The 22,500-nt window shown below is 62.7% G+C and carries 20 protein-coding genes and 1 pseudogene; 3 read left to right on the top strand and 18 right to left on the bottom strand.

Translation table 11 applies throughout. The features are described 5' to 3' along the window. Positions 1-22 precede the first annotated feature (22 nt). Positions 23-1,483, top strand: a complete 1,461-nt coding sequence (locus tag AC1Z24_RS12435; RefSeq protein ID WP_483745886.1) for an efflux transporter outer membrane subunit — start codon at positions 23-25, stop codon at positions 1,481-1,483. A gap of 99 nt (positions 1,484-1,582) precedes the next feature. Here AC1Z24_RS12435 and AC1Z24_RS12430 read toward each other — a convergent pair whose 3' ends face one another. After that, positions 1,583-2,404, bottom strand: coding sequence for an alpha/beta fold hydrolase (locus AC1Z24_RS12430; RefSeq protein WP_483745885.1), 822 nt, complete (start codon positions 2,402-2,404; stop codon positions 1,583-1,585). 277 nt (positions 2,405-2,681) lie between these two features. Between AC1Z24_RS12430 and AC1Z24_RS12425 the strand changes: the two genes are divergently transcribed. Beyond that, on the top strand, positions 2,682-3,248 hold the full coding sequence (locus AC1Z24_RS12425; RefSeq protein WP_483745884.1) for a DUF4865 family protein: 567 nt from the start codon (positions 2,682-2,684) through the stop codon (positions 3,246-3,248). A gap of 84 nt (positions 3,249-3,332) precedes the next feature. Here AC1Z24_RS12425 and AC1Z24_RS12420 read toward each other — a convergent pair whose 3' ends face one another. The 6 genes from AC1Z24_RS12420 to AC1Z24_RS12395 all read right to left on the bottom strand — a co-directional run bounded on the left by AC1Z24_RS12420 (position 3,333) and on the right by AC1Z24_RS12395 (position 8,084). Next, entirely contained in the window at positions 3,333-4,184 is an 852-nt protein-coding gene (locus AC1Z24_RS12420) for a LysR family transcriptional regulator (protein WP_483745883.1), read from the bottom strand. A 63-nt stretch (positions 4,185-4,247) separates the two neighbouring features. After that, positions 4,248-5,156 carry a glutaminase B gene (glsB, locus tag AC1Z24_RS12415; protein WP_483745882.1) on the bottom strand — a complete coding sequence of 303 codons (909 nt, stop codon included), beginning with the start codon at positions 5,154-5,156 and terminating at the stop codon, positions 4,248-4,250. A gap of 148 nt (positions 5,157-5,304) precedes the next feature. Then, positions 5,305-5,793, bottom strand: a complete 489-nt coding sequence (locus tag AC1Z24_RS12410; protein ID WP_259109110.1) for an Lrp/AsnC family transcriptional regulator — start codon at positions 5,791-5,793, stop codon at positions 5,305-5,307. Between the two features lie 52 nt (positions 5,794-5,845). Next, entirely contained in the window at positions 5,846-6,502 is a 657-nt protein-coding gene (locus AC1Z24_RS12405) for an HAD family hydrolase (protein ID WP_483745881.1), read from the bottom strand. A gap of 75 nt (positions 6,503-6,577) precedes the next feature. Then, the gene (gabT, locus tag AC1Z24_RS12400; RefSeq protein WP_483745880.1) at positions 6,578-7,873 is read right to left on the bottom strand and encodes a 4-aminobutyrate--2-oxoglutarate transaminase; all 1,296 of its coding nucleotides are present in this window, start codon (positions 7,871-7,873) and stop codon (positions 6,578-6,580) included. A gap of 64 nt (positions 7,874-7,937) precedes the next feature. Continuing rightward, positions 7,938-8,084 carry a hypothetical protein gene (locus tag AC1Z24_RS12395; RefSeq protein ID WP_483745879.1) on the bottom strand — a complete coding sequence of 49 codons (147 nt, stop codon included), beginning with the start codon at positions 8,082-8,084 and terminating at the stop codon, positions 7,938-7,940. Between AC1Z24_RS12395 and AC1Z24_RS12390 the strand changes: the two genes are divergently transcribed. Beyond that, the gene (locus tag AC1Z24_RS12390) at positions 8,083-9,009 is read left to right on the top strand and encodes a 2-hydroxyacid dehydrogenase (RefSeq protein WP_483745878.1); all 927 of its coding nucleotides are present in this window, start codon (positions 8,083-8,085) and stop codon (positions 9,007-9,009) included. The genes AC1Z24_RS12395 and AC1Z24_RS12390 overlap by 2 nt on opposite strands. Before the next feature lie 105 nt (positions 9,010-9,114). Here the strand turns inward: AC1Z24_RS12390 and AC1Z24_RS12385 are convergent. The 11 genes and pseudogenes from AC1Z24_RS12385 to AC1Z24_RS12335 form a co-directional block, all read right to left on the bottom strand. Beyond that, positions 9,115-10,193: pseudogene (locus AC1Z24_RS12385) on the bottom strand (tartrate dehydrogenase). A 29-nt stretch (positions 10,194-10,222) separates the two neighbouring features. Further along, positions 10,223-11,680 carry an NAD-dependent succinate-semialdehyde dehydrogenase gene (locus AC1Z24_RS12380; protein ID WP_483745877.1) on the bottom strand — a complete coding sequence of 486 codons (1,458 nt, stop codon included), beginning with the start codon at positions 11,678-11,680 and terminating at the stop codon, positions 10,223-10,225. Positions 11,681-11,801: 121 nt separating this feature from the next. Then, positions 11,802-12,959 carry an acetylornithine deacetylase gene (gene argE, locus AC1Z24_RS12375; protein ID WP_483745876.1) on the bottom strand — a complete coding sequence of 386 codons (1,158 nt, stop codon included), beginning with the start codon at positions 12,957-12,959 and terminating at the stop codon, positions 11,802-11,804. Next, positions 12,956-14,140 carry an NAD(P)/FAD-dependent oxidoreductase gene (locus AC1Z24_RS12370; RefSeq protein WP_483745875.1) on the bottom strand — a complete coding sequence of 395 codons (1,185 nt, stop codon included), beginning with the start codon at positions 14,138-14,140 and terminating at the stop codon, positions 12,956-12,958. The genes argE and AC1Z24_RS12370 overlap by 4 nt, the downstream gene beginning before the upstream one ends. Beyond that, positions 14,137-15,513 (bottom strand): FAD/NAD(P)-dependent oxidoreductase, encoded by a 1,377-nt coding sequence (locus AC1Z24_RS12365; protein WP_483745874.1) that lies wholly within the window; start codon positions 15,511-15,513, stop codon positions 14,137-14,139. The genes AC1Z24_RS12370 and AC1Z24_RS12365 overlap by 4 nt, the downstream gene beginning before the upstream one ends. Beyond that, positions 15,495-15,803: a (2Fe-2S)-binding protein gene (locus AC1Z24_RS12360; RefSeq protein WP_483745873.1), complete on the bottom strand. Its 309-nt coding sequence runs from the start codon at positions 15,801-15,803 to the stop codon at positions 15,495-15,497. The genes AC1Z24_RS12365 and AC1Z24_RS12360 overlap by 19 nt, the downstream gene beginning before the upstream one ends. Continuing rightward, on the bottom strand, positions 15,800-17,641 hold the full coding sequence (locus AC1Z24_RS12355) for an ABC transporter ATP-binding protein (RefSeq protein WP_483745872.1): 1,842 nt from the start codon (positions 17,639-17,641) through the stop codon (positions 15,800-15,802). Before AC1Z24_RS12355 ends, AC1Z24_RS12360 begins: the two co-directional genes overlap by 4 nt. Before the next feature lies 1 nt (position 17,642). Continuing rightward, a complete protein-coding gene (locus tag AC1Z24_RS12350; RefSeq protein WP_483745871.1) occupies positions 17,643-18,518 on the bottom strand; it encodes an ABC transporter permease in 876 nt (291 codons plus the stop codon). Beyond that, positions 18,515-19,471, bottom strand: a complete 957-nt coding sequence (locus tag AC1Z24_RS12345) for an ABC transporter permease (protein ID WP_259109129.1) — start codon at positions 19,469-19,471, stop codon at positions 18,515-18,517. The genes AC1Z24_RS12350 and AC1Z24_RS12345 overlap by 4 nt, the downstream gene beginning before the upstream one ends. Before the next feature lie 34 nt (positions 19,472-19,505). Further along, positions 19,506-21,143 (bottom strand): ABC transporter substrate-binding protein, encoded by a 1,638-nt coding sequence (locus tag AC1Z24_RS12340; RefSeq protein WP_483745870.1) that lies wholly within the window; start codon positions 21,141-21,143, stop codon positions 19,506-19,508. Between the two features lie 82 nt (positions 21,144-21,225). Further along, positions 21,226-22,500 carry an NAD(P)/FAD-dependent oxidoreductase gene (locus AC1Z24_RS12335; protein ID WP_483745869.1) on the bottom strand — a complete coding sequence of 425 codons (1,275 nt, stop codon included), beginning with the start codon at positions 22,498-22,500 and terminating at the stop codon, positions 21,226-21,228.

The following is a 22,500-nucleotide window of genomic DNA, read 5'->3' as shown; positions in this document are numbered from 1 at the left end:
TTTTGTTGACGAGAGTGCCGCCATGTTCCTGTCCAGCTTTCATCGCTTCGCCCTGAGTACCCTGCTCCTCGCCATCACTGGCTGCACCGTCGGCCCGGACTATCAGGCACCCGGCAATACCCTGACCGCGCAATACGCCAACCAGGCCCGACTGCAGCAGCGCGTCGGCGAAACTCCGGCTCCAGCTCTGGACACCTGGTGGAGCGGCTTTGCCGACCCGCAGCTGAGTCGTATCGTCGACCGCGTCCTGGCGCAGAACCTTGACCTGCAAGTGTCTCTGGCAAGGGTCGAACAGGCCCGTGCCGTGGCCCGGCATGCCGGTGCCGAGCGCCTGCCCCAGGGCGCCCTGGATGCCCAGGCCGTGCGCCAGCGCCAATCACTGAACAGCCCGCTGGGTGAGATCGGCAGCGCCTTCCCCGGCTACAAACGCAACCAGACTCTGGAGAATCTAGGCGCTGGAGCCAGTTGGGAGGCCGATCTGGCCGGTGGTCTCAAGCGCGGCGAAGAAGCCGCCAGCGCTGAAGCCGAGGCGGCCGAAGCCAGTCATGCCGGGGTGCGTATTTCGGTCGCGGCCGAAGCTGCCGATGCCTATTTCCGCATTCGTGGTGCGCAGCAGCGCATCGCTCTGGCCGAGGAGCAAATCAAGACCGAGTCGGGCCTGCTGGCCCTGGTCAATGATCGTTTTCGCAGTGGCCTGGCCACTCAACGCGAGCAGGCCCAGGCCCAGGCATTGGTGTCCCAGGCCCGCGCCACCCTGCCGCCGCTGCGCACCGAACAGGCCCTGCAACTCAACCGTCTGGACGTATTGATGGGCGCGCAACCTGGCACCTACGCCAAGGAACTGCTGGCCACGGCCCAGACCTACAAGGTGCCGACCATCAGCGACAGCGAAGGCCCGGCCAGCCTGCTGCGCCGCCGCCCCGACGTGATCGCCGCCGAACGCCGCCTGGCCGCCAGTAATGCGCGCATAGGCGAATCCATTGCCGAGTACTACCCGAAAGTCTCGCTTTCCGGCCTGCTGGGCTTTGAAAGCCTGCATAGCGGCTCGCTGATCGGCTCTTCCTCCTTCCAGCCACAGGCGGCGATTGGCTTGCATTGGCGGCTGTTCGATTTCGGCCGCGTCGACGCTGAAGTCGCCCAGGCCAAGGGCGCCAATGCCCAGGCCCTGGCCGAATACCGCCAGGCGATGCTCAAGGCCACCGAAGACGTGGAAAACGCCATCGTCACCCTGACCGAACTGGAAGCCCAGCGCCTGGATGTGAATCAGGAAGTCGAAGCCCACCAGGTCGCCCGCACCGCTGCTGAAGACGCCTACAAGGGTGGTGCCATCAGCCTGGTGGAAGTGCTCGACGAGGATCGCCTGCTGCTCACCTCACGGGATCAACTGGCGCAACTGCACGCCAACGATGCCAGGGCGGCGGTATCGACGTTCAGGGCATTGGGAGGGGGTTGGCCGCAGGCTGTGCAAGCGGCTGGCCGATGACAAACTGTGGGAGCCGGCTTGTTGGCGATGGGGCAGGTACTGCCCCTATTGCGGGCGCTTCGCACCTGATCGCCAGCAAGCCGGCTCCCACTTAGGCAATCAGCCCTTGATAAAGCCCAGCAGAATCTCGTTGATCTCATCAGCCATCACAGTGCACATACCGTGGGAACCACCGGCTACGATCTTCAGGGTCGAACCGCTGATCAACTTGGCGGATTTCTTCCCGGATGCATCGATCGGCACGATCTGATCGTCATCACCATGCAGGACCAAAGTCGGCACGTCGATTTTCTTCAGGTCTTCAGTGAAGTCGGTTTCCGAGAACGCCTTGATGCAGTCCAGCTCGCCCTTGATCGAACCGAGCATGCCCATGCGCCAGAAATCGTCGATCACACCTTGAGAAGTCTTGGCGCCTTCACGGTTGTAGCCATAGAACGGCACCGGCAGATCCTTGAAGAACTGTGAACGATCCGCCTTTACACCGGCACGAATGCCATCGAACACTTCAATCGGCAAACCTTCGGGGTTACTCGCACTCTTGAGCATGACCGGTGGCACAGCGCCGATCAGTACGGCCTTGGCCACGCGGGAAGTGCCATGACGACCGATATAACGCGCCACTTCACCACCACCGGTGGAGTGGCCGATCATGATTGCGTCTTTCAGATCCAGCGCGTTGAACAGTTCAGCCAGGTCGTCGGCGTAGGTGTCCATCTCGTTACCTTCCCACGACTGCCCCGAACGGCCATGGCCGCGACGGTCATGGGCGATGACCCGATACCCCTGCTGGCCGAGGAACACCATCTGCGCATCCCAGGCATCGCCATCCAGCGGCCAGCCATGGGAAAACACGATCGGCTGCCCGGTGCCCCAGTCCTTGTAGTAGATCTCGGTGCCATCTTTGACCTTCAGCGTCGCCATGGGTGCGTCCTCTTTATGGTTGAACGGGGTGAGGGGATAAAGACTAGACCTGGTCTCCAAGGGCGCCTTGAATGCTTGTGCTGTTTAAGACCGGAGGTCGAAAGGGCAACGGTCGTCAAGAGCGCTTTGCACGCGATCGGCACCGAGGCTCCCACAATGACGGTGCATGCTCACTCATCATTTCCAAAACCCATCACACCTATGCCCGCAGCGGTCTGTTACTCCAACCGGTCGCACCGCACTCTGGCTCCTGTCATCCATTCACAGGAGCTTGACCATGCTGACCATGCAGTATTCCCATCGCCTGCCCGCCGACTACGACCTGCAACTGATCCGCCGCCGGGCGGCCGACCGCGGGCCGCTGTGGGACGATCGCCAGGGCCTGGCCTGCAAAGCCTTCGTCGCCACCGAGAAAAACCGCCACGGCGCCAACGGCAACCTGTATGCCTCGGTCTATCTGTGGCGCGACACATCCGCCGCGACGGCCTTTCTGACCGGTGAGAGTTTTCAGGGCGTGATTGATTCGTTTGGTCGTCCTCAGGTGCACGCCTGGCTGACCCTCGACGCCCACCTCGGCCCGGCGCGCAAGGCCTTGGTCCTGTACAAGGAAGTCGTGCCCCTGGCCGCCTCGGCAGATCGCCAGCAAGTGCTGAACCTGGAGATCGAGCGCAACCGGCTCTTGGCCGACAGCAGTGACACGGTAGTGGCCTGGACTGCACTGGATCCGGATGCCTGGCAACTGCTGCGTTTTCGCCTGTCAGCAACGACGGCGCAAACGCTCGAAGGCCAGAGTGTCTATGAAGTGCTGTATCTGGCCCAACCCGAGCTGGAGCAGTTGCGATGAACGCAGAACTGCGCGCTCATCTATTGGGTTTGCTGGCCGGTGCGGCGCTGATCATCGGCCTGACCCTGCTGCTGGTGCTGCTGATCAGGCATTAGCCGTCGAACGCACCGCCGACGCCAGGGTCTGCAGGACACCGCGAACCTGTGGCGTCGAGGCGCTGGAATAGAGGATCACTTCGCGGCTCGGTAGGGGCGGCAAGCCCAGTTTCGCGCCAACATCCACCAATCCGGCCGGGGCCACACGTCGCGCCAGAGCCGCCACCGCCAATCCGGCGCTGACCGCTGCGGCGATGGTGCTCATGCCGCCGCCGACAAACACTTCGTTCCAGACAATTCCCGCTTCGTCCAGCAGCGAAGTGGCCATCGCCCGCATGCTGCACGGCGCAGGCTGCGTGGCCAGACGCAGGGGCTCACCGGGGCGATGGTCGAAGTCATCAGCAGCCATCCAGGCAAACTGCTCCTTGAATATCACCTCACCGTCCTGACGGCGATTGTCGTAGCCCAGCACCAGGGCACCGCCGAGCAGGCCGCGATCGAAGGCATCGCGGATATCCCGGGAGGTGCCGATATGCAGTTCGATCTGCAGATTGGGCTGTGCGGCCTTGAGGTGCTTGAGCAGTAGCGGCAGTTCAGCGCCGATGATGTGATGGCTGATGCCCACCACCAAGCGCTGTTGCGGCTGTTCGAATGAACCGATGGCGCCTTGATAAGCCACCAGCAGGTTGCGCGCGGCGGCGAGGAAGGTACTGCCCTCGGCGGACAGCCTGACCTTGCGTGGCGTGCGCTCCAGCAGGCGACGACCGAGGGCGTCCTCCAGGCGTTTGATTTTCAGGCTGACCGCCGACTGAGTGGTGTCGATGATCTCTGCCGCCCGGGTGAAACTCTTGAGGTCGGCCACCAGCACAAAGGCCTGTACCGCATCGATATCCAGCGCCATGATTGATAATCCCTGGAAATGACTGAGCCATCCAAAGATATGATTCTGTCATGACTGAGCGAATCAGAACACCGACCAGTTGATCCGCGCACTCAGTTTTTCCAGGGCGGCCATACCCACCAGGGAATTGCCCGCAGCATTCAGCTCCGGCGACCAGACGCACACCGAAAACTGCCCCGGCACCACTGCGACGATACCGCCGCCTACGCCGCTCTTGCCCGGCAAGCCGACGCGATAGGCAAAGTTACCGGCCTCGTCGTACAGCCCGCTGGTGGCCATGATCGAGTTGAGCTGGGTGGTCTGGCGCGGCGTGAGGATCTGCTCGCCGCTATGGACGCAGAAGCCTTCGTGGGCCAGGAAACTGAAAGCCTTGGCCAGGTCGATACAGCTCATGCTCAAGGCACAGTGATGGAAATAGCTGCGCAGCACCGCTTCGACATCGCCGTGGAAATTATCGAAGGACTTCATCAGGTAGGCCGCCGCCGCGTTGCGCGAGCGGTGCTGATACTCGGACTCGGCCACCAGCGCATCGGAGACGATCTTCGGGTTGCTGCACAGGCGCCGGACGAAATCGCGCATCGATAGCGATGGCGCGGCAAAGCGCGACTGGTTGATATCGCAGATCACCAAAGCCCCGGCGTTGATGAACGGATTGCGGGGCCGCCCGCGTTCGAACTCCAGTTGCACCAGGGAATTGAACGGCTGGCCGGAAGGCTCATGGCCCAGACGCTGCCAGATGTCCTCGCCGCTGTGGCCGATGGCCTGGACGAGGCTGAACACCTTGGAAATACTCTGGATCGAGAACAGCGTGCCAGCATCGCCGGCGTGATACAGCTCGCCATCGTTGCTGTACACGGCAATGCCCAGTTGATTCGGTTTGACGCCGCCCAGGGCCGGAATATAGTTGGCGACCTTGCCCTGACCGATCAGCGGACGTACTTCGTCGAGGATTTCGTTCAACAGCGACTGCATGGATGACCCCGGTGTTTTTGGGGCAGCATCAGACCCTATTGCGCAACGCGCGGCAAGAGCAAAGTGCATTCCTGAGGCGACCTGTGGGACCGGCTTTAGCCGGGAATACGCCTTCCCGGCTGAAGCCGGTCCCACAGAGCAGCAGGTATCAATGCCGCAACAACTTGCGCAACGGCACCCCGTCCTTCATCACCGGCGACTTGATCACGATATAACTGAAGTACTTGGAGATACCGATATTCTTGTCCAGCAGCTCCTCCACCACTTCCTGATAGTGCTGAATGCTGCGGGTCATGAAGCGCACGAGGTAGTCGTAGCCGCCGCTGATCAGGTGACATTCGAGCACTTCGTCGACCAGGCGGATATTGGCTTCGAATTTGGCGAAATCTTCGCGCTTGTGGTCGCTCAGGGAGACTTCGGTGAAGACCGTTACCGAGTCGGTGATCTTCGCCAGGTTGAGGTGAGCCTTGTAGCTGGAAATGTAGCCCGCCGACTCCAGGCGCTTGACACGTTGCAGACAAGGGCTGGCCGACAGACCCACGGCATCCGCGAGGCTGACGTTGGTCATGCGGCCGTCTTTTTGCAGTTCGACCAGGATATTGATATCAATCCGGTCCAGTTTGACCAACCCTTCCATCACGCGCCTCTTGCTTGGTAACTATTCAGTACAGAAGTACCTTCTAACAAAATCAGCACCTTAAAGACAACTGATGCTGTCGCACGAGGTCCGCCATGCTGTTGATACAGAAGTCTGCCGGGCAGGTTTTGCGGTGCTCGGCGGCTCCCCGGCGGATCAGGCACAGGCCGCCTTCACCCAATGCCTGGGCCGGTGGCCGCGACAGCAGCAGGGTGTCGGCAGGGTCGACGTCCAGTTCTGCCAGCCAGTCGCCGCCATCCAGCGGATTGTCGGCCAGAGACAGCAAGTGCTCGGGCAACAGCCCCAGGCGCTCGCACAAGACACCACGATCCTCCACATCACGGTCGGCGTATACCCGCAGGTGATAAAACTTGCGCAGGTACAGCATCGCCCCCGGTACATCCTCGAACAGGGTCCAGCCCGGTACCGAGCGGGCGAAGCTCATGCCCTCCTCCCAACTGGACTTGATCGCCAGCAGCTCGGCCATCTGCCGATGGGCAAAGCACAGCATGCCGCTGAAGCCAAGTTCCGCGTAGCGCGGATACAGCGAGCGAATCACGTCCTTGTACTGGGCCAGAATCTGCCCCTTGTCCGGCGCCTCAAGGCGGTTTTCCAGCAGCGGCTGCAAGGCCGCCCAGACGCCCGAATCCCGATCCACCAGTACTTCGTCGCAGTCGATCAGCAATGCGCGGTATTCAGTCAGCCCCATGGCAGATACAACCTCCAGTTCATCCCGGTATGCCCGCTGGCCGATCCTTGTTGAACCGGCCAGCGATGCCAGTGGTCAGGCGATCAAGATACGTGCCAGCGCACCGTCGAGAATCTCCAGGGCTTCGTCGATCTGCGCTTCGCTGGTCACCAGCGGCGCAAGGAAACGCATGACGTTGCGATACACCCCGCACTTGATCACCAACAGACCGCCGACCCGGGCCTGATCGATCAGTTGCTGGGTCAGGTCGGCATCCGGGCTGCGTTCGGCGTCGTCCTTGATCAGCTCAATGGCTACCATGAAACCGGTGGCACGGACGTCGCCAATACGCGGGTAGCGCGCCTGCAATTTGAGCAGGCCGTCGCGCAGGCGATCGCCCAGCACCTGGCCGCGCTCGACAAGTTTTTCTTCGGCATAGGTGTCGATCACCGCCAGAGCCGCCGCGCAAGCCAGGGCATTACCGCCGTAGGTGCCACCCAGGCCGCCAGGCAAGGGAGCGTCCATGATCTCGGCACGGCCGACCACGCCCGACAGCGGGAAACCACCGGCCAGGCTTTTGGCCACGGTAACCAGGTCCGGCTGGATGCCTGCGTGCTGAAAGCCGAACATCTTACCGGTGCGACCGAAGCCCGTCTGGATCTCATCGAGGATCAGCACAATGCCGTGCTGCTCGGTGAGCTTGCGCAGGGCCTTGAGGAACTCGACCGGCGCGGCGAGGAAACCACCGTCGCCCTGTACCGGTTCGATGATGATGGCGGCGACGCGATCGGCAGCAACCTGGGTCGCCAACAGTTCATTCAGCGCAGCCAGGGCCATGTCGCTGCTGAAGCCGCGGTACTCGTTCGGGTAAGGGGTATGGAAGATCTCCGGGGCGAACGGACCGAAATTCTGTTTGTAGGGCTGGCTCATGCCGGTCAGGGTGGTGCCCAGCAAGGTGCGGCCGTGGAAGCCGCCACGGAAGGCAATGACTGCCGAACGATTGGCGTGGGCGCGGGCGATCTTGATGGCGTTTTCCACCGCCTCGGCACCGGAGGTAAACAGCACGGCCTTGTGCGCCACCTCACCACCGACCATCTGCGACAGCCGCTTGGCCAGTTCGATATAGGGCTGGTAGGCCGCCACCTGGAAACAGGCGTGGGTGATCTTGCTCAGTTGGCCCTGCACGGCCTTGACCACATTAGGGTGGTTGTGACCGATGTTGAGCACGCCGATACCGCCGACGAAATCCAGATAACGCTTGCCATCCACGTCCCACAGTTCCGAACCCTGGGCGCGATCGATGACCAGTGGGTGCGCATTGACGATACCGCGCGGTACGAACTGATCACGCTGACGCAGTAAATGGTGTGCTTCGTCGACTTTGCTGTTCATGGTGGTTCCTGTAGGTAATGAGCCGCGCATTGAGCCCGGCAGCGGCAAGTGGTTGCGATGCTGTTCAGGTTAATCGTTCGGCGAAATGATCTACGCCGAACTTGCCGCCCGAGATGCCCGGATCCACTGTTTTGCCCCGTGCTTTCAACAGATCATGCTCCGCCGTTGCGGCATCATGGACGCCCCTCTTCTTTACCCAGGAAATGCCCATGGCGCTGCTCTATAAAGCTGACCCTGCGCGCGGCGAACAATGGCAGGCGCTGTTTGCCGAACACGCCCCGGATATCCAATGGCGCGCCTGGCCGGACGTTGGCGATGGCGCGCAAGTCGAGTACCTGGCTGCCTGGCAGGCACCGGACGATCTCGAGAACGTGCTGCCCAATCTCAAGGTGTTGTTCGCCTTGTCGGCGGGAGTGGATCAACTGGACCTGAGCCGCATTCCCCTGAGCCTGCCAGTGGTGCGCCTGCTTGATCCTGGCATCAGCCAGGGCATGTGCGAGTACGCCAATTGGGCGGTGCTCAGCCTGCACCGCGACATGCTGCGCTACCGTCAGCAGCAGGTCGCCGGTCACTGGCAGGCTCATCGACTGCTGCCCGCGAGCAAGCGCCGGATCGGGGTCATGGGCCTGGGGCTGCAGGCACAGCATATTCTGGCGAGCCTGAAACCGTTCGGCTTTGCCCTCTCGGGCTGGGCCCGCAATCAGCATCAGATTGAGGGTGTGACCTGTCATGCCGGGGTCGAACAACTGCCGGCCTTTCTCGCCCAGTGCGACATTCTGCTCTGCGTGTTACCCCTGACCGAACAGACCGAAGGCATCCTCAATAAGGCGTTGTTCGCGCAACTGCCCAAGGGTGCGGCGCTGATCAATATGGGCCGTGGAGGGCATCTGCGTGAGGACGACCTGCTCCAGGCCCTGGACAGCGGCCAGTTGAGCGCGGCGATACTGGACGTGCTGCTACAAGAACCGGCAGCAATGGATCATCCATTCTGGAAGCATCCGCAGATCATGCTGACGCCGCATATTGCCGCCATGACCCAACCGGAAAGCGCCTTTGCCGGTTTGCTGGAGAATATTCGCCGGTTCGAGCGCGGGGAGAAGATGCTCGGGCAAGTGGATCGCGGGCAGGGTTACTAGCACCTCAGCCCCGTTGGAGCGAGGCTCGCCCGCGAAGGTCTGGACGCGGTATGCCTGATACTCCGCGCCGTTTTTTTCGCGGGCAAGCCTCGCTCCAACGCGTCTTTATAGTGTCGCAGCAATCGCCTCCCCCACCGACTGCGTCGATCCGGTCCCGCCCAGGTCCGGGGTTTTCGGCCCTTGGGCAATGGTCCGTTCGATAGCCTCAATGATCCCGTCATGGGCCGCGCGGTAGCGTTCGTCGCCGTTACCGAGGAAGTCCAGCATCAGCGCCGCCGACCAGATCATCGCAATAGGGTTGGCGATGTTGCGGCCGAAGATATCCGGGGCCGAGCCGTGCACCGGTTCGAACAGAGACGGGAAGCGCCGCCGCGGATCGAGGTTGGCCGAAGGGGCGATACCGATGGTGCCGGCGCAGGCCGGGCCAAGGTCGGAAAGGATATCGCCGAACAGATTTGGCGCCACCACCACATCGAAACGGTCCGGCTGCAGGACAAAGCGCGCGCAAAGAATGTCGATATGCTGCTTGTCCCATTTGATCTCGGGATAGTTCCGCGCCATCAATGCCGTGCGCTCGTCCCAATACGGCATGCTGATGGAAATACCATTGGATTTGGTTGCCGCAGTCAGCACCTTGCGTGGCCGGGTCTGAGCCAGGTCGAAAGCGAACTTGAGAATGCGGTCGACGCCTCGGCGGGTGAACACCGACTCCTGCAGCACGAACTCATGCTAGGTGCCTTCGAACATCTTGCCGCCCACCGAGGAGTACTCGCCTTCGGTGTTTTCCCGCACCACGACAAAATCGATATCCCCCGGCTTGCGCCCGGCCAATGGGCACGGCACGCCGGGGAACAGGCGCACCGGGCGGATATTCACGTACTGGTCGAAGTCGCGGCGAAACTTGAGCAACGAACCCCACAGGGAAATGTGATCCGGCACCTTTTCGGGCCAACCCACGGCACCGAAGAAGATCGCATCGAAACCCTTGGCTGGTCGAACCAGTCGTCGGGCATCATCTTGCCGTGTTGCAGGTAATAGTCGCAGTTGGCCCACTCGAAGACTTCTACCTCAAGTTCCACCTGCCATTTCTGCGCGGCCTTTTGCAGAACGCGCAACCCTTAAGGCATGACTTCCTGACCGATACCGTCGCCGGCAATCGCGGCAATCCTGAATGTTTTACCCATGAATCCGTGCTCCCCTGTGCAATCGCTGATTAAAGGCCGCCGACATGAAAGGCCTTTACTTCCAGGTATTCGTCCAGCCCGTAGCTCGAACCTTCGCGGCCCAGACCCGACTGTTTGACACCGCCGAACGGCGCCACTTCCATGGAGATGATCCCGGTATTGAGGCCGACCATGCCGAACTCCAGAGCCTCGCCGAAACGCCACGAACGACGCAGGTCCTGGGTGAAGTAATAGGCGCCCAGGCCGTAGGGCGTGGCATTGGCCAGGGCCAGCGCCTGGGCTTCATCAGTAAAGCGCATCAGCGGCGCAACGGGGCCGAAGGTCTCTTCGTTGGCCAGCAACATACCGGCATGGGTATCGCCCAATACCGTGGGCTGAACGAACTGGCTGTCGCCTGTAGGAATGCCGCCGCACAACAGCGTCGCGCCCTGGCTCAAGGCATCGTCGATATGCCGGGCGACCTTGCTCACCGCTGCCGCGTTGATCAGCGGGCCGATGGTCACGCCGTCGTCCATGCCGTTGCCGACCTTGAGCTTGGCCACCTCCTCGACCAGGCGTTTGGCGAAGCGCTCGTAGATGCCGTCCTGCACGAGGATGCGGTTGGCGCAGACGCAGGTCTGCCCGGCATTGCGGAATTTGCTCAGCATGATCCCGGCGATGGCCTGCTCCAGGTCGGCATCATCGAAAACGATAAACGGCGCATTGCCGCCCAGCTCCAGGCTCAAACGCTTGATGTGCTCGGCGCTCTGGCGCATCAGCAGACGGCCCACGGGAGTGGAACCGGTAAAGGAGATCTTGCGCACCGCCGGGTTGCCGGTCAGCTCTTCACCGATGCCCACCGGCATGCCGGTGATGACGTTGAAGACCCCGGCCGGAATCCCGACGCGCTCGGCCAGCACCGCCAACGCCAGGGCCGACAGCGGCGTCAGGTCCGAGGGTTTGACGATGATCGGGCAACCCGCCGCCAGGGCCGGCGCACATTTGCGGGTGATCATCGCGTTGGGGAAATTCCACGGCGTAATGGCCGCACACACACCCACCGGCTGCTTGAGGGTCATCAGTCGGCGGTCAGCGCTGGGGGCCGGAATGGTCTCGCCATAGCAACGACGGGCCTCTTCGGCGAACCATTTGACGAAGCTGGCGCCATAGCGAATCTCGCCCTTGGCTTCGTTGAGCGGCTTGCCCTGCTCCAGGGTCATGATCAGGCCGAGGTCGTCGACGTTATCGAGCATGGCCTGATACCAACGCTCCAGCAGTGCCGCACGTTCAGCCGCCGGGCGCGCACGCCAGGCCGGCCAGGCGCGTTCAGCGGCTTCGATGGCGCGGCGGGTTTCCGTGCCTTGCAGGGCTGGAACCCGGGCCAGCAACTCACCCGTTGCCGGGTTGTTCACGTCGAGGGTGGCACCGTCATCGGCACCGAGCCACTGGCCGTCGATGTAGGCAAGTTCGACTAGAAGGCTGGGGTCCTGCAATTGATGTTTGAGCATGCTCGAGTCCTGATCCGGAGTATGTGTCAGTCGCCAGTCTAAGCAGGCGCTCCGGAGCAGGATGCTGAAAGCGCCGCGGCAGCAGCGTCGGCTGCTGAATTTCGCGGCGCCACGGCAGGCTCTACTGCTTAAGCGAAGCGAGCAGGCTGTGCAGAAAGCGCTCGCCGGCGAGCATCTGGCTGTCATCGATAAACTCGTCGGGCTTGTGCGCCTGCTCGATGGAGCCTGGCCCGCAAACCACCACCGGTACATTGAGGCGGTTGGCGAACAACCCGCCTTCGGTGCCGAAGGACACCTTGATATGTTCGGTGCCGGCAGCAGCAAAATTGTGCAGCAGGCGCACGGCCTCGACGCTTGGGTGGGTGTCCAGCGCCGGGTATTCGTTCATCACTTCGATCTCGATATCAGCCACGCCGGAGACCTGCCGTGCCTCTCGCACCAGGGCTTCGGCACGCTCGCGCAGTTCGCTCAACAGCAGATCCGGATCGTCCTGGGGCAGGTTGCGGAATTCGAATTCAAGGGTGCACAGGTTGGGCACGATATTCAGCGCCTTGCCGCCGTCGATACGACCGATATGCACGGTACTGTAGGGAATGTCATAGCCCTCGTCGCGCTGGCCCTGTTGTTCGACGCGCTTTTGACTGTCGCGCAATACCGAGATGAAATCGCTGGCCAGATGGATCGCATTGATCGCCCGTGGTGCCAGGGACGAATGGGCTTCCTGGCCAAGGCAATAGGTGCGGTACGAACTCTTGCCCTTGTGGCCGACAGCGAACTGCATCTGGGTCGGCTCGCCGATGACGCAGAGAAACGGCCGCAGGGTAGCCATGTCCAGCACATCGATCAGGCGCCGCACACCGACGCAGCCAATCTCCTCGTCATAGGACAGCGCCAGTTGCAGCGGGCGGGTCAGATTCAGCTCGGCAGCATCGAGCATGGCGTCGATGGCCAGGGCGATAAACCCCTTCATGTCGCAAGTGCCACGGCCATAGACGCGACCGTCCTTCACCGTGGCTTCGAACGGCGGCACGGTCCAGGCCTGCCCCGCCACCGGCACCACGTCGGTGTGGCCCGAGAGCAGGATGCCCTGCTGTTCCTTCGGCCCGGTGCTGGCGAACAGATTGGCTTTGCGCCCGGTCTCGTCCTTGACTATCAGCGACTCGATGCCCTTGCTCGCCAGCAGTTCACGCACGTATTCGATCAGCGCCAGGTTGGATTCGGATGAGACCGTGTCGAAACCGATCAGGCGCTTGAGGATATCCAGTACACGGGGTTTCATAAGACTTTGCTCGTCAGTTGAAGGCTCGGCGATTCAGCCGATGACAGGGTCGGCGCCGGGCTGAAGCGGCGGATATCAAAGGGTGCGATATGGGTGCTGGTCTGGCCGGTGCTGATCAGTTCCGCCATGACATCGCCCACCCCCGGACCGAGCTGGAAGCCATGACCGCAGAAGCCAAAGGCATAGAACAGCCCGTCGACCTTGCCGCTGGCGCCGATGACCGGGAGGGAGTCCGGGGTGTAGCTTTCGATACCGCTCCAGACCCGGATGATGTTCAGGTTGACCGCTGCCGGCAGCAGGCGGCGCATCTGCTGGATCTGATTGAGGGTGCTGCGCGGCTCGACATGAGCGCGGCGCGTGAGCATGTCCGGGCGGCTGCGATAACCGCCACCGATGACGACATTGCCGCGCTCGATCTGGCGGAAATAAATCACTTCCTCCGGGACCTTGGTATAGACGCCAATCACCGTCGGCAGGGAGTACGGCACCGGCTCGGTGACCGCCATCTGCGGGCCGTGGGTTTCCAGCGGGACCGCTTCGCCGAACTGTTCGGACAACTTTGAGCCCCAGGCACCCGCCGTAATCAACAGGTTGGCGGCAGTGAACAAGCGACCATCGGCCGTGGTGACCTGAAACTCGTCACCAACCTTCTGCACGTCCAGCACCTCTACACCCTCCTCGACCCTGGCCCCGGCGCGCACGGCGGCACGGGCAAAAGCAGGGGCGGCCAGACGCGGGTTGGCGTGGCCATCGTGAGGGGCGTAGGAGCCGCCCTTGACCTCAGGCCCGAGGAAAGGGAAGCGCTCGTGCAAAGCCTTGCCCGCGATCACTTCAAGGTCCAGTTCACGAGCCTCGGGCGCGGCGGCATAGGCGTGCAGATCGTCGATAAGCGCCTCGTCGTAGCACACCCGCATATGGCCGCTGGGCAGGAACTCCAGATCTTCGCCAATCAACTGCGGCAGGCGTTTCCACAAGGCCCAGGAGCGGTTGGCCAGGTCCAGCTGGGCCAGGTGACGGCCCTGGCGGCGGACATTGCCGAAGTTGACGCCACTGGCGTACTGGCCAATCTGATCCCGCTCCAGCAGGGTCACCGAGTGACCGCGCTGGCGCAGGAAGAACGCCGACGCGCTGCCCATGAAGCCGCCGCCGACAATCAACACATCGCTTTTTTGCGCGGTCATGAAATCACCTCTTCCATCTGCATCGACAGCGGCTTGACCGGCGCCTGACCGCGCTGGCGACCGACCTCCACCACCGGTATGCCGATTTCGGCGGCAATCACCTCGGCACCGCCCTGAGAGCAATATCGTCCCTGACAACGGCCCATGCCGACCCGGCTGAAGGCTTTGGCACGGTTGACCTCGCAGGCGCCCTTTTGCCGGACCACGCCGCGCAGTTCACCGGCGGTAATCATCTCGCAACGGCAGACAATCGCCTCATCGGGCAATGCTTTGGCCTGGGCCGCAGGCCATGGAAAGGCTTCGGACAAACCGACCCGAAAACGCTCCATCACCGCCAGAGACGTCTTGTGCTGCTGACGCACGGCGGCATCCACCGGCAACTGCCGGTCAGCCAGCAACGCCATGGCCGCCAGGCGCCCGGCCTGTTCGGCGGCATCGGCGCCACGAATCCGCGCGCCGTCGCCGGCGGCATAGACACCACGCACTGAAGTACGGCCTTCGTCGTCAACGGCCAGCAGCCACTGGCCGGATAGATCGTCGAACTGCAATTGGCAGCCCGCCAGATCAGCCAGCTGGGTTTCCGGACGCAGGTGATAACCCAATGCCACGGCATCGGCCTCTATCTGCATCACACTGCCGCTGCCGGTCTTGAAACTCACACCGCTGACGCCGCTGTACTCATCACCCAGCACTTGCAGGGGCTGCACCCCGAGATGCACCTTGACCCCGGCCAGGTACAAACGCGCCAGCAGCTTCATGCCGGTCAACAGCAACGCCGGGCGGGCCAGCAACTTGGGCAGCGCGCCGATGCGCTTGCGCAGCGGCGAGGTGTCGAGCACCGCCGCCACCCTGGCCCCGGCCTTCACATATTGGCTGGCGACCAGGTACAACAACGGCCCGCTGCCCATGAACACCACACTGTGGCCGATGGACACCGACTGCGCCTTGAGGGCGATCTGCGAACCGCCGAGGCTGTAGGTCCCCGCCAACTGCCAGCCCTTGAGCGGCATCAGTCGGTCGGTGGCGCCGGTGCAGAGGATCAGCGCGTCGTATTCGATGGTCGAATGACGGCCCTGGCTGACACAGAACAACTGGCCCTCGGCGATATTCCACACCAGGGTATCGGGGCGGTAATCGATCTGACTGCGCAGGCGGTCGAAAGTCTGATGCAGAGCGCGAGCCTTGTCCGCTTCGCTGCCGTACAGGGTGGCGTAGTCGCGCTTGAAGCCTTCCGGCTGACGGCGATAGATCTGCCCGCCATCGCGGCGGTTTTCGTCGATCAGGATTGGCTTAATACCGGCGCCGAGCAGGGTTTTGGCGCAACGCGTGCCGGCCGGGCCCGCGCCGACTATGACTACCCGTGGAGTGGCCATTTCGCCTCCGGTTGTGTAGTGACAATGTCCAGCCCGTCGCGCACTTCATTGGAGCAGGCGCGCAGGCGTTCGCCGCTGCGGGTCCAGACCCAGCAGTCCTGGCAGGCACCCATCAGGCAAAAACCGGCACGGCGTCCGGAGTCGAACTCCGATTGGCGCAGCGCAGTCCCCTGGGTCAGCAACGCGACCATCAAGGTGTCGCCCTGCAAGGCGCTGATGGGCGCGCCATCGACCAGCAGGCTGACCGTAGGTCGCCCGCGCTCGCCCAGTCTTACGAAACGCCCTTTCATGCGTAGGCTCCCACAATCATGTTGTTCGAATGGACCTGGCTGCGCTCAAGCTCGGGGCTGTCCAGGTGGCAGAGGATTTCACTGTTACCGCTGATGACCCGGCGGCCTGGCGCGGTCTTGTTGCACAAACCGTCGACCCGAACCGGGCAGCGATTGAGAAAGGTGCACAGTTCCAAGGTGTTGCTCGATGCACCGATCGGCGGCAGCCTGCCGCTGGTACTGCCGCAGCTTTCCAGCCAACCCTGGCGCAGCTCCGGCACCGAGCTGACCAGCAAGTCGGTGTAGGGGTGGAACGGCGCACGGCTGAAGGCCTCCTGGCTGCCCTCCTCGACCTTGTGGCCGCTGTACATCACCACGATGTCGTCGCACAGAGCGCGCACCGTGGAAATGTCGTGGCTGATAAACAGATACGACACGCCCAGTTCACGACGCAGGTCGCGCAACAGTTCGAGAATCGCCGCGCCGACCACGGTATCCAGGGCCGAAGTCACTTCGTCGCAGAGAATCAGGTCGGGCTTGGCCGCCAGGGCCCGGGCCAGGTTGATCCGCTGCTTCTGCCCGCCGGACAGTTCGTTGGGGCGACGTTCGGCCAGGTTGCGCGGCAGGCGCACCAGATCCATCAATTCGTCGATGCGTTGGCGCAGGGCCTCGCCCTTGAGGCCGAAATACATCTTCAATGGCCGCGACAGAATGGTGCTGACGCTGTGCATCGGGTTCAGTGCCGTATCGGCATTCTGAAAGACCATCTGGATGCGCCGGAACTGATCCGCCGTGCGCCCGGCCAGGGTGCCGGACAACGGCTTGCCGTCGAACAGCAACTCGCCCTTGGCTGGATCAAGCAGACCGGCAACCACCCGGGCCAGGGTCGACTTGCCCGAGCCCGACTCACCGATCACCCCGATGGCCTGGCCCCGGCGCACCGTCAGGTCGATGTCTTCGAGCACGCGTATCATCGGCATGCCCTGCAGGCTCTTCTTGCCGTACCCTGCGGTCATGCCCTTGATGGTCAGCAGCGTCACGTCTTGGGCCACTTCGCTGGCCGGGGACAGCTTGGCGTCCGGGCGGGCCGCAGCCAGCAGGCTGCGGGTGTACTCCTCGGCCGGTCCGCGCAACAAGGCTGCGGTGCCGCTCTGTTCGATGACCTGGCCGCCATTGAGCACAACGATCTGGTCGGCCATCTGCGCCACTACCGCCAGGTCGTGAGAGACATACACCGCCGTAGCGCCGCGCTCCTGCACCACACGCTTGAAGGCGCGCAGCACGTCGATCTGGGTGGTGACGTCCAGGGCCGTAGTGGGTTCGTCCAGTACCACCAGCAGCGGATCGCTGATCAATGCCATGGCCGCCATGACCCGCTGCAACTGGCCACCGGAAACCTGATGGGGATAGCGCTCGCCGATCTTGTCCGGGTTGGGCAGGGAGAGGTCACGAAACAGGCCGATGGCCTTGGCGGTCAGCGCACTACGGGTGCCCAGACCGTGTATCAGAGCGCCTTCGATGACCTGATCGATCAGCTTTTTCGCCGGGTTGAACGCCGCTGCGGCGCTCTGGGCGATATAGGACACCCGATTGCCACGCAGGCGCTGCAACTGGCCTTCTTCCAGGGCGAGCATATTGTGCTCGCCGACCTGAACCACACCGCTGGCCAACCGGCAGCCACGCCGGGCATAGCCCAACAACGCAAGGGCAATGGTGGTCTTGCCCGAACCGGACTCGCCGATCAACGCCAGCACTTCACCTTTCTCCAGGGAAAAGCTCACGCCCTTGACGATTTCGCTCTCGCCACGCTCGCCCGAGGCGACGACGCGCAGGTCTTGGACCCGAATCAATTGCGTCATCTCAATGCCCTCCCGAACGGCGACTGCGACGTGAGGAAATCCGGTCGATGAACAGGTTGACGCCAATGGTCAGGGTGCCGATGGCCAGGGCCGGAATCACCAGAGCCGGAGCGCCCTGATTGAGACCGCCGATATTTTCCCGTACCAGCGAACCAAGGTCGGCGTCCGGCGGTTGTACGCCCAGACCGAGGAAACTCATGCCGCTGAGCAGCAGAACAATGAAACCAAAACGCAGGCCCAGGTCGGTGAGCACCGGGTTGATCATGTTCGGCAGGATTTCCACGCAGGCGATATACAGGCGCCGCTCACCACGGGTGCGGGCGACCTGCACGTACTCCAGGGCCTCGATGTTGACCGCCAGGCTGCGCGCGATGCGGAAGGCGCCGGGCATGAAACTCAGCACCGCCGTACAGATCAGCAGCACCACCGAGGAGCCGAAGGCGGAGACCATGATCAGTGCAAGCATCTTGCTCGGAATCGAGATAAAGGCGTCCATGAATCGGCTGATGGCTTCGTCCAGCCATTTCGGCGCCATCACCGACAGCAGCGCACAGGTGGTCCCCAGACCACTGGCGAGGACGGCGGAAATCAGCGCCAGGCCAACGGTGAATCGGGCGCCGACCAGCACCCGGCTGAGCATGTCGCGGCCCAGGTAATCGGTGCCGAACGGGTGGGCCAGGCTAAGCACGTCAAAGACGTTGTCCGACACCACTTCGCCCACCGGATGGGGCGCCAGCGAGGGGCCGAACAGCGCCACCAGCAGCCAGAAGAAACACATGACGGCGCCCAGCAGGCCGAGCCATGACGGGCCGTGGGAGATCTTGCCTGAGGCCAGGTCGGGAGTCGCTGGCGTCGATGTCACAATGAGTTTGTTCATTGGGTTCGCAGCCTCGGGTTGGAAAGAATGGCGCACAGGTCGGCCAGCAGTACCAGACCCAGGTAGGCCGTGCAGAACAGCATGGTACAGGCCTGAACCAGGGCGATATCACGGTTGGTCACGGCATCGACCATCAAACTGGCGATGCCGGGATAATTGAAAATGGTCTCGACGATCACCACTCCGCCCAGCAGGTAGGACAGGCTCAACGCCACGGCGTTGGCTATCGGTCCGATGGCATTGGGCAAGGCATGGCGCAGGACAATCCGCACGGGGCTGACGCCCTTCAGTCGAGCCATTTCCACGTAGGGGCTGTCCAGTTGGTCGATCACCGCGGCACGGGTCATGCGCGCCATCTGCGCGACGATGACGAAACACAGGGTCATCACCGGCAGTGCGTAGGTGCGCAGGAATTGCCAGGGCGAATGAATGTCGGCGGCATAGGACAGGGCTGACAGCCAGCCCAGATTGACCGCGAATACCAGCACCGCAAGAGTCGCCACCAGAAACTCCGGCACCGCGACCAGGGCCAGGGTGATGAAGCTCAGGATGCTGTCGATGCGCCCGCCCCGGCCCATGGCCGAACCTATGCCCAGGGTCAGGGCCACCGGCACCGAAACCAGCGCGGTGACCGCAGCCAGCATCATGGTGTTGGGCACGCGGCCCGCCATCAGTTCGCTGACCGGCATGTCACTGGACACCGAATTGCCCAGGTCGCCGCTGAGCAGGCCCAGCAACCAATGCAGGTAACGCATCACACCCGGCTGATCCAGGCCCATCTTCACACGCAGTGCCGCCACCTGTTCGGGGGTCGAGAACTGCCCGAGGGCCTGCTGCGCCGCGTCTCCGGGGAGTACGGCAGTGATGGCGAAGACCACCATCGACACGATCAACAAGGTCACGATCGCCGCGCCGAAGCGCCTGCCGATCAGCCACAGTGTGTTGCTATTCATAGTCCTGCTCCGCATCACTCGGTTCGTGGCGCAATCACGCGTCCAGCCAGACCTGCTCGCTGAACATGTACCCCATGAAACCGCCCAGGGGGTTGCTGCTGTAGCCCTTGATACGCTGGTCGACACCGTCGATGTTGCTGATGAAAACCGGGATGCCGATGCCGCAGTTGTCGCTGACCAGAGTCTGCATGTCGGCGTACATCTTCGCGCGCTTGGCGTCATCGGTTTCGCCACGGGCCAGCATCAGCAACTGGTCGAACTGCTCGTTCTTCCAGCCCGACTCATTCCACGGTGCGGTGGACTGGAAAAATTGCGAAAAGATCACGTCGGCATTGGGACGTGGATTAATGTTGCCGAAGCTCAGCGGATGCTTCATCCAGTGGTTGGACCAGTAGCCGTCGCTGGGCACGCGGTTGACGTTGAGGTTAAGGCCCACGGACTTGGCCGATTGCTGCAACAGCACGGCGATGTCCACGGAACCGGTCGCGGCCGGAGAACAGACCACCGGCATGCTGATCTTTTCCATACCGGCTTTCTTGAGCAGGAATTTGGCTTTTTCCGGATCGTAGGCGCGTTGCGGCAGGTCGGCGTTGTGATAGCGCGAGCCCGGTGCAATCGGATGATCATTACCGACCACCGCGTAGCCACGGAACACGGCCGACTTGACCTGTTCGCGGTCCAGCAGGTACTTCATGGCCTGGGTGAAGTCGGCGTTCTGTCCTGGCAACTGGTCCTGGCGGATGATCAGGTCGGTGTAGTTGCCCGACGGCGCATCAACCACCCGGTGCCCGGCACTGGCGGAAATACGCTGGGTCGAACGCGGGTTGACCTCGTTGATCATGTGCACGTCGCCGGACAGCAAAGCGTTGACCCGGGACGGCTCGTCGCCGATGGCGATGAATTCGATCTCGTCCAGGTACGGCAGGCCCGGCTTCCAGTAGCCCGGGTTGCGCACGCTGACCGAGCGCACGCCCGGCTTGAATTCCTTGACCTTGAACGGCCCGGTGCCGACGCCCGGATTGAAGTCAGTGGTGCCTTCGGGAACGATCAACAGGTGCGACACGGCAAGGATCGACGGCAGCTCGGCATTGGGTGCTGTCAGGGTGATCTGCACTTCCAGCGGGCCGGTGGCCTTGACCTCGGCAAACTGAGCCATCAGCGGCATGACTTTCGAGCCGGTGGCCGGGTCCTTGTGGCGATTGAGGGAGAACACCACGTCGGCGGCGCTCAGGCCCTTGCCGTTGTGGAAAGTGATGTCCTTGCGCAGGGTGATGGTCCAGACCGTAGCCTTATCGTTATCGATGCGCTCGGCCAGCTCCAGTTGCGGGACCAGGTGGCTGTCAAAACGGGTCAGGCCGTTGTAGAACATGAAGTGCCGCACGTAGTCGGTGGACAGCGCGCCCTTGGCCGGGTCCAGGGTGTCGGCGGTGGAGCTGGACATGCCCGCGACCCGAATGCGCCCGCCCGGCTTGCCCTTGAGCGGGGTGGCCGCGTCATCGGCAAAGACTTTGCCGGCGGCCCCAAACAGGCTGCCCGCGCCCGCCGCAGCGACCCCGGCAACCCCCAACATACGCAACGCATCGCGGCGCGACAGGCCACGATTGAGTCCTTCAAACACGCGCAGGCTTTCTTCGCCTGAAATCAGTTGGGGTTCGACTTTCTTGTCAGCCATATCAGTTCTACCTGTCGAAAATGGAGATGCCCGGTTGACCGGAGTGTCCTTGAAGCGCAAACGACAACGGTGAAGCAAAAAATCAGTAACGGCTGTCCTGGTAGCGGTAGTAGGCGCCGACCAGAGGCAGGAACCACGGTGTGCCGAAATGGCCGGGGACCGCAGGCCAGTCCAGTTCGCGCCAGGGATTGGCGTGGGTGTTGCCGTCCATGACGTCGGCCATGACCTTGCCCATGTGCACTGACATCTGCACACCATGACCGCTGTAACCCATCGAGTAGAAAATCCCGTCGTGCTCACCGGCACGGGGCAGGCGGTCGGACGTCATGTCTACCAGGCCGCCCCAGCAGTAGTCGATGCGGGTATTGGCCAGTTGCGGGAACATCTGGCTCATGGCCGCCTGCAACACTGCGCCGCTCTTGGTATCGGAGCTGCCGCCGGACATGGCGAAACGGGCGCGACCGCCGAACAGCAGGCGGTTGTCCGGGGTCAGGCGGAAGTAGTTGCCGATCAGGCGACTGGTGACATAGGAACGTTGCCGGGTGAACAGTTGCTCGGTCAGCGCTTCGGGCAATACCTCGGTGGCGACCACGAAACTGCCTACCGGCACGATGCGGCGGCGATACCAGCCGGGACCGCCGTGCTGGCAGGCGCCGGTGGCCAGCAGAATCTGCTTCGCCTGGATCGAGCCCCTGGCGGTGTTGACCTGATAACCGCCTTTAATGGCTTTCCAGTCTTTCACCGCGGCGTTCTCGTAGATCAGCGCACCATGCCGCACAGCAGCGTCAGCCAGGCCGACGCCGAAGCGACCGACGTGGATCTGAACACCGTTGCGTTGCAGCAAACCGCCATGGAACTCATTGGAGCCGACTTCGGCACGGGCCTGGGCTGCCGTCAGCAACTCGACGTCGGCGTCCACTTCCCGACGAATCAGCTCGCAGGTTCGGGCCATACCCTCGTAGTGCATCGGTTTCGCCGCCAGCTTGAGCTTGCCGTTGCGCTTGAGATCGCAGGCAATGCCTTCTTCCTCGACCAGGCTGACCACGCTCTGCACCGCACTCTCGTAGGCCCGATAAAATTCCCGGGCCTTGTCCGGCCCCAGGCTGGCGCTGAGTGCCGAATAATCCTGGGCGACCCCGGTATTGCACTGTCCGCCATTGCGCCCGGAGGCTTCACCTATTACCCGTCCGGCTTCCAGTACCGCCACACTGGCACCCTTGAGGGCCAAAGCGCGCGCCGCCGCGAGCCCGGTAAAGCCGCCACCGACGATCACGACGTCCACCTGCCCGGCTACCGCGCCCGCCTGGGCGCCGGTAAAGACCGGTGCGGTATCAAGCCAGTAGGATTCATTGCGCAT

The sequence above is a fragment of the Pseudomonas sp. JL23 genome (genome assembly GCF_056933585.1).
This window is presented reverse-complemented; position numbering and strand designations above follow the sequence as displayed.

Excerpts from the sequence above, each read along its gene's own strand:
- AC1Z24_RS12370 (WP_483745875.1), bottom strand. The coding sequence starts at position 14,140 with ATGACCGCGCAAAAAAGCGATGTGTTGATTGTCGGCGGCGGCTTCATG.
- AC1Z24_RS12360 (WP_483745873.1), bottom strand. The coding sequence starts at position 15,803 with ATGAAAGGGCGTTTCGTAAGACTGGGCGAGCGCGGGCGACCTACGGTC.
- AC1Z24_RS12355 (WP_483745872.1), bottom strand. The coding sequence starts at position 17,641 with ATGACGCAATTGATTCGGGTCCAAGACCTGCGCGTCGTCGCCTCGGGC.
- AC1Z24_RS12410 (WP_259109110.1), bottom strand. The coding sequence starts at position 5,793 with ATGGAAGGGTTGGTCAAACTGGACCGGATTGATATCAATATCCTGGTC.
- argE (WP_483745876.1), bottom strand. The coding sequence starts at position 12,959 with ATGAAACCCCGTGTACTGGATATCCTCAAGCGCCTGATCGGTTTCGAC.
- AC1Z24_RS12365 (WP_483745874.1), bottom strand. The coding sequence starts at position 15,513 with ATGGCCACTCCACGGGTAGTCATAGTCGGCGCGGGCCCGGCCGGCACG.
- AC1Z24_RS12405 (WP_483745881.1), bottom strand. The coding sequence starts at position 6,502 with ATGGGGCTGACTGAATACCGCGCATTGCTGATCGACTGCGACGAAGTA.
- gabT (WP_483745880.1), bottom strand. The coding sequence starts at position 7,873 with ATGAACAGCAAAGTCGACGAAGCACACCATTTACTGCGTCAGCGTGAT.
- AC1Z24_RS12435 (WP_483745886.1), top strand. The coding sequence starts at position 23 with ATGTTCCTGTCCAGCTTTCATCGCTTCGCCCTGAGTACCCTGCTCCTC.
- AC1Z24_RS12335 (WP_483745869.1), bottom strand. The coding sequence starts at position 22,500 with ATGCGCAATGAATCCTACTGGCTTGATACCGCACCGGTCTTTACCGGC.
- AC1Z24_RS12380 (WP_483745877.1), bottom strand. The coding sequence starts at position 11,680 with ATGCTCAAACATCAATTGCAGGACCCCAGCCTTCTAGTCGAACTTGCC.
- AC1Z24_RS12390 (WP_483745878.1), top strand. The coding sequence starts at position 8,083 with ATGGCGCTGCTCTATAAAGCTGACCCTGCGCGCGGCGAACAATGGCAG.
- glsB (WP_483745882.1), bottom strand. The coding sequence starts at position 5,156 with ATGCAGTCGCTGTTGAACGAAATCCTCGACGAAGTACGTCCGCTGATC.
- AC1Z24_RS12340 (WP_483745870.1), bottom strand. The coding sequence starts at position 21,143 with ATGGCTGACAAGAAAGTCGAACCCCAACTGATTTCAGGCGAAGAAAGC.
- AC1Z24_RS12425 (WP_483745884.1), top strand. The coding sequence starts at position 2,682 with ATGCTGACCATGCAGTATTCCCATCGCCTGCCCGCCGACTACGACCTG.
- AC1Z24_RS12395 (WP_483745879.1), bottom strand. The coding sequence starts at position 8,084 with ATGGGCATTTCCTGGGTAAAGAAGAGGGGCGTCCATGATGCCGCAACG.
- AC1Z24_RS12345 (WP_259109129.1), bottom strand. The coding sequence starts at position 19,471 with ATGAATAGCAACACACTGTGGCTGATCGGCAGGCGCTTCGGCGCGGCG.
- AC1Z24_RS12350 (WP_483745871.1), bottom strand. The coding sequence starts at position 18,518 with ATGAACAAACTCATTGTGACATCGACGCCAGCGACTCCCGACCTGGCC.
- AC1Z24_RS12420 (WP_483745883.1), bottom strand. The coding sequence starts at position 4,184 with ATGGCGCTGGATATCGATGCGGTACAGGCCTTTGTGCTGGTGGCCGAC.
- AC1Z24_RS12430 (WP_483745885.1), bottom strand. The coding sequence starts at position 2,404 with ATGGCGACGCTGAAGGTCAAAGATGGCACCGAGATCTACTACAAGGAC.